The organism is Photobacterium sp. OFAV2-7, from assembly GCF_022347985.1.
In the GTDB taxonomy this organism is placed as follows: domain Bacteria; phylum Pseudomonadota; class Gammaproteobacteria; order Enterobacterales; family Vibrionaceae; genus Photobacterium.
In genome coordinates this window covers 1-4,481 of record NZ_JAKRFQ010000404.1, presented here as the reverse complement: position 1 = coordinate 4,481, position 4,481 = coordinate 1, and the positions used below count along the sequence as shown (strand labels likewise).

Below are 4,481 nucleotides of genomic sequence, written 5' to 3'. Positions count from 1 at the left end.
TTATTAAAGTAAATATGCGCAGCTTATGATTGGCTGCTAGACACTATATTGTGTAAGTGATCACTTAAGGAAGAGTTATGATTCGCGCAGCTTGTTGGCTTATATGCCTGGCATTCTCAAACTTGGTCAGTGCGACGAGTAACCTTGACGTTTTCAATGTCCGGGTAGATGGTGTCGATTATTTCGGATACATTGAACCAGACAGAAATGTCGGTGGAAATACAGCAACCTCAGTCATCTATATGATGCCGGATATCCACTTCACAGGTGTAGCCGCACGAAACAACCTTGGCCGTAAGATCACTCTCGATGAACTAGATACAACCACGGGAAAAGTTGGTGCCCGCGTTGATTTTGAATTGAGGAGCAAGGTGCCGCCCCCTACCATTAAGCAAAAACTCTTGCTTGAGCTTCATCCGGAAGACAAGCGAGAAGTTATTGTATTCACGAACCCTTTTATTAATCAACAACTTTCCCCCGAGCAGAGAGAGGCTCAACAGCGGCAGGCCAGTGATTTAGAAGCTAGATCCTTAGGCGATCAAATTGGTGCGAACATCCGTCGCCTGGAACAGTACCGGTTTATGTCTGTGATGCCCAGAGATTTAAAGCTGGAGTTGTTCATTGAAGATGTCCTCTATGCAAGCAAACAGTACGGCAATAATGTTGTCAGCACTGGCAGCACTTTCTCTTTGTCTGTGCCAAGAACTGAGGATTACTTTGTTCCCGCTATGATGCTTCAGAAAGAATTTTCACTCAGAGCCACGTTTAAGATGAAGCTCTCCAAGTTTCAGATGTCAAAAGCATTTTTCTTCGATAAAAATTATGCCAACTACTTTGTCGATGCCTTTAAGGAAGAAGTTACGAGGGCATCATCTACCAGCTCAGGTATTTTATTCTGGAAGTCGAAGAGCTCTTCATTGAACCGGTACGCCAAAGACATGCTTTACTCCAGTCAAAACAGCGGAGGAACATCTCTGTCTGAAAGTGTCCTTATCGATGTGCAAGATGAGAGTATGATTAATCGGGTTGATGCTTTCTTGTTCCCCGAATTGTCGAAGAAAGACGTTATCTTTAATCATATGAAATCTGCGCAGTTAGCCATACAGAACGGCAATGAAGATTTAGCTGAGGTGCATAAAGCCTACGCAGAGTTGCTGAAAGGACAAGTTGCCAGTAGCAAAGTGGCCGACGCAGAAGTCGATGCGATGGCGGCATTGGCCGCGTTGTCACAGGAAAATATTGCTGCGTTCCTGGCCAATGGTTTTGCGATGAACGCGAGTCGAACATCGGGCAGGTTGACCTATAGGAAGATAAACAACCTGAACGCTTCTCATGAGGACGTTAAAAGACTGAACCAGCTAGTGATCAATACGGTTTGGGTAACGCATGTTATTGAAAAAAGAGCTAACAGTCGTGACGATACACCTAAAGCTACACCTATGAATGTGATCCCAACACGGGACGGAGCTGGCTTTACCAGTGATAGCCCGACTGACAATATCATTTTGAATGGCTTCGATTTCAGTAACCCACAGCTTCGAAACGCCAGCGCAACTAGCATGGCGTACAAATGCTGGCTTGCTCCGTTAAATACCGATGTAAATCTGCTGGCCAATAATAAGGTTGTGTATTCTCAATCCGGTAAATGGGCCGGTAACTGGTCCCAGTCTTTTGAAAGAGACAACTGTCTATATCATTTAACCGTGAGTGGCTACACCTATTGCGTTCACGGGGATTTGTCGATCGACAATAATCAAGGTCATGGCAGCTGTATGGATTGTTCGAAACAAAAATGTTTCTAGCGCATTCCTGAAGCCCTGTTAATTATGCTTAGCGGCCCTTCTTCGAGCGTGGAAACTCAGCCAGACTAAAGCGATAAAGTCTCTGTTTGGTGTTGGCTTATTTCTTTATCGCTTTGTTATCGCTACTGGGAGTTTGACGGGACACCTTGATTGCTTTGTTACCTGCGCGGATTCAAGAGATTAAGCTTGATAATGGTATCGGCAAGAAATGATGGTGATGTGGGTATCGTCAGTAGCGTAAACAAGACGATTAGATTCGTCTATACGCCTTGACCAAAAGCCTGATAAATTTTCTTTCAAGGCTTCAGGTTTACCAATCCCTTCAAAAGGTGAGCGCTTTGTATCGGCAATTAATTTGTTAATGCGCTTGAGCGTTTTCTTATCCTGGTTCTGCCAGTATAAGTAATCATCCCAAGCGGCATCAGTCCAAGCCAACATTCTACTCATCGATGATATCTCGTTCAGTTACCTTACCCGCTTTATACTGTTCAATTGATTTGTTTAAGTGAGCAGCATTGGCTGGCGATTTAAGTAGATGAACGGTCTCCATAAGGCTGTTGTAGTAATCCATTGACATTACAACCGCATCTTCAGAATCTCGACGAGTGATAACAGTACAATCTGCATCATTAACGACGCCATCTAGCACAGATTTCAGACCATTCCGTGCCTCAGTAAAAGAAACAATACGCATAATTAACCTCAGCTTAAGTTGTACACGTTATTGCACAAGTTTAACCCAATAGTTAGACTTGTACAAGAAGTTGAACAGGTGTGAATGCCATAAGCGCCGAACAATCTACTGATCTGATGAAAACGGTGACACACAATGAATTGTGCCCCCAACATTGAACCGAGTGTATCGGGTAACCTTGATTGCCTTGCTATGCCTACGTGCAGCTTATTTCATCGGTACTTTTAGGAGCATCAATACACTATCCTCTGAGTCAACAGCACCCCACTCCGCCCGTATTTGTTCCGGTGTCGATGGGACTTGAACAAATCCTACTTTCTCGTAGGCTCTTATGGCCCTTGGGTTTTGAGCTGATGGCTGCATCATAAAGTTCGAACTTCAAATCTAGCTGTCAGATACGAACAAAGCGTAATGATGGCATCAGGTCCCAAACCTTTCCCACAGTAAGCTTCACAGCTCATCCATATATCAAGCTCAACCCGATTCTTTGAATCGATTTCGTTGTATGCAACCGTACCGATCGGGGAGTTCTCATACAGAATAACAAACATGCGCCCGAGTTCGGTAGATAGGCCAGTGAAGTAGTGTTCCTTCCAGTCGTCACAGAAATCCTTAAGGGTCTTGGTTTCACCGTCAGGTGGATAGATAAACGAAGCAATATCTGACTCATGCCCCCATTCAAATATTGTACGACGGTCTTCAACTGTAGCTGGACGCAATATCGTTTTCTTGCCTTTAATTACGTTCATGAACAATTTACTCCCCACAGGTATAACGCCTGCAATAAGGTGCCCCACTGAACCAGCAAAGCGTAGCGAACTTCATACCAAAACCGCTGAGTGTAACGCGTCACCTTGATGTTTTTGTTATGTTGTCGAACCCTCTTCGAAAGGGTCAACTCCTTTTAATTTGCACCAATGCTGAAGGGTTAGCAGCACCTCCTCCACGGGATAAACATTGTAGCCAAGGCATCGCATATAAAAGTCTAGTCCTTGATAAGTTGGAATAAAGTCAACTTTTGGAACGCCATCCTTTGTTAAAACACTAACTTCATTGAAAACCCCCATTGCGACTAACGAGTCTAATTGAGGCTTAAACCGCGAGATAGCAATGTGATGATTCTTATCATTTTCCAATATGCTTTGGTGTGTTTGCGATTGAATTGGCATAAACTCTGATAAATCAACAGGGTATAAATTAAGCAGATCAGGAACTGAATATAATAGAGGGACTTGTGGTAGAAACATTACATCACTTTGGTAGTGAACCTGCATCCTGCACACTACAACATCTAGGATCACCATAAACAGTATCGTAGGGTGAAGATTACATATGAATAATCATTAAACAAAGAAAACACCCAAGGTCTCACAAAAACATACCCATAGAGTTTGCCATTTCGAAATAACGTTTATTATTGAGCTACAACTTTAGCAATTTAGTATCAACACAGCATTCTAAGCAAGGAAGAAACTACAATGCTTACAAGAGTACTTATTTTATTTTCATCTCTCTCAATAGTTGTGCCACTTGCGCATGCAGAGCAAACCACAACATTCAGATTAAATTGTAATGAGAGCCGAAACTTCGATTTAAAGCCAAATCCAAACGTCAATTATCAAGTCGCAATCTCAGGCACACTAGGCAAGGATGATGGCAAACTCAGCTTTATGGCAAGAAATGGTGGTTTTAATGCAAAAAATGTTTCAATAGTAGCCATTAAGAAAGATACCTATTGGACAACAATCCAAGCTCGGATCGAAAATACTTACATCGGTATTAGCTACAACCCGTCAAGTCAGATATCGAAAATAGATACAGCGACCTTTGAATTTGAAAAAGACACTCCTTTCCTCGTAGGTACCGACTTCAGCATGTATAAAAATTGCAGCGCATCAGGTTTATAGCCCCGTTCGAAGGCATTCAGAATCTAGAATACAAAAGATTGAACCTAACCATCAGGCTGATTGAGACATTGTGAAATT

6 protein-coding genes are annotated in these 4,481 nt (G+C 42.7%); 2 read left to right on the top strand and 4 right to left on the bottom strand.

Features of this window, described 5'->3' with window-relative positions; translation table 11 throughout:
* Positions 1–77 precede the first annotated feature (77 nt).
* Positions 78–1,802 (top strand): hypothetical protein, encoded by a 1,725-nt coding sequence (locus MHN01_RS17710; protein WP_239412550.1) that lies wholly within the window; start codon positions 78–80, stop codon positions 1,800–1,802.
* 180 nt (positions 1,803–1,982) lie between these two features.
* Here MHN01_RS17710 and MHN01_RS17705 read toward each other — a convergent pair whose 3' ends face one another.
* The 4 genes from MHN01_RS17705 to MHN01_RS17690 all read right to left on the bottom strand — a co-directional run bounded on the left by MHN01_RS17705 (position 1,983) and on the right by MHN01_RS17690 (position 3,743).
* The gene (locus MHN01_RS17705) at positions 1,983–2,249 is read right to left on the bottom strand and encodes a Txe/YoeB family addiction module toxin (RefSeq protein ID WP_239412549.1); all 267 of its coding nucleotides are present in this window, start codon (positions 2,247–2,249) and stop codon (positions 1,983–1,985) included.
* Complete coding sequence (locus MHN01_RS17700) at positions 2,242–2,496, bottom strand: type II toxin-antitoxin system Phd/YefM family antitoxin (protein ID WP_128783326.1); 255 nt, start codon at positions 2,494–2,496, stop codon at positions 2,242–2,244. Before MHN01_RS17700 ends, MHN01_RS17705 begins: the two co-directional genes overlap by 8 nt.
* Positions 2,497–2,858: 362 nt before the next feature.
* Positions 2,859–3,245: a GNAT family N-acetyltransferase gene (locus tag MHN01_RS17695; RefSeq protein ID WP_239412548.1), complete on the bottom strand. Its 387-nt coding sequence runs from the start codon at positions 3,243–3,245 to the stop codon at positions 2,859–2,861.
* A gap of 117 nt (positions 3,246–3,362) precedes the next feature.
* Complete coding sequence (locus MHN01_RS17690) at positions 3,363–3,743, bottom strand: hypothetical protein (RefSeq protein ID WP_239412547.1); 381 nt, start codon at positions 3,741–3,743, stop codon at positions 3,363–3,365.
* Between the two features lie 231 nt (positions 3,744–3,974).
* Here MHN01_RS17690 and MHN01_RS17685 point away from each other — a divergent pair, with 231 nt between their 5' ends.
* Positions 3,975–4,403 (top strand): hypothetical protein, encoded by a 429-nt coding sequence (locus MHN01_RS17685; RefSeq protein WP_239412546.1) that lies wholly within the window; start codon positions 3,975–3,977, stop codon positions 4,401–4,403.
* Positions 4,404–4,481 lie beyond the last annotated feature (78 nt).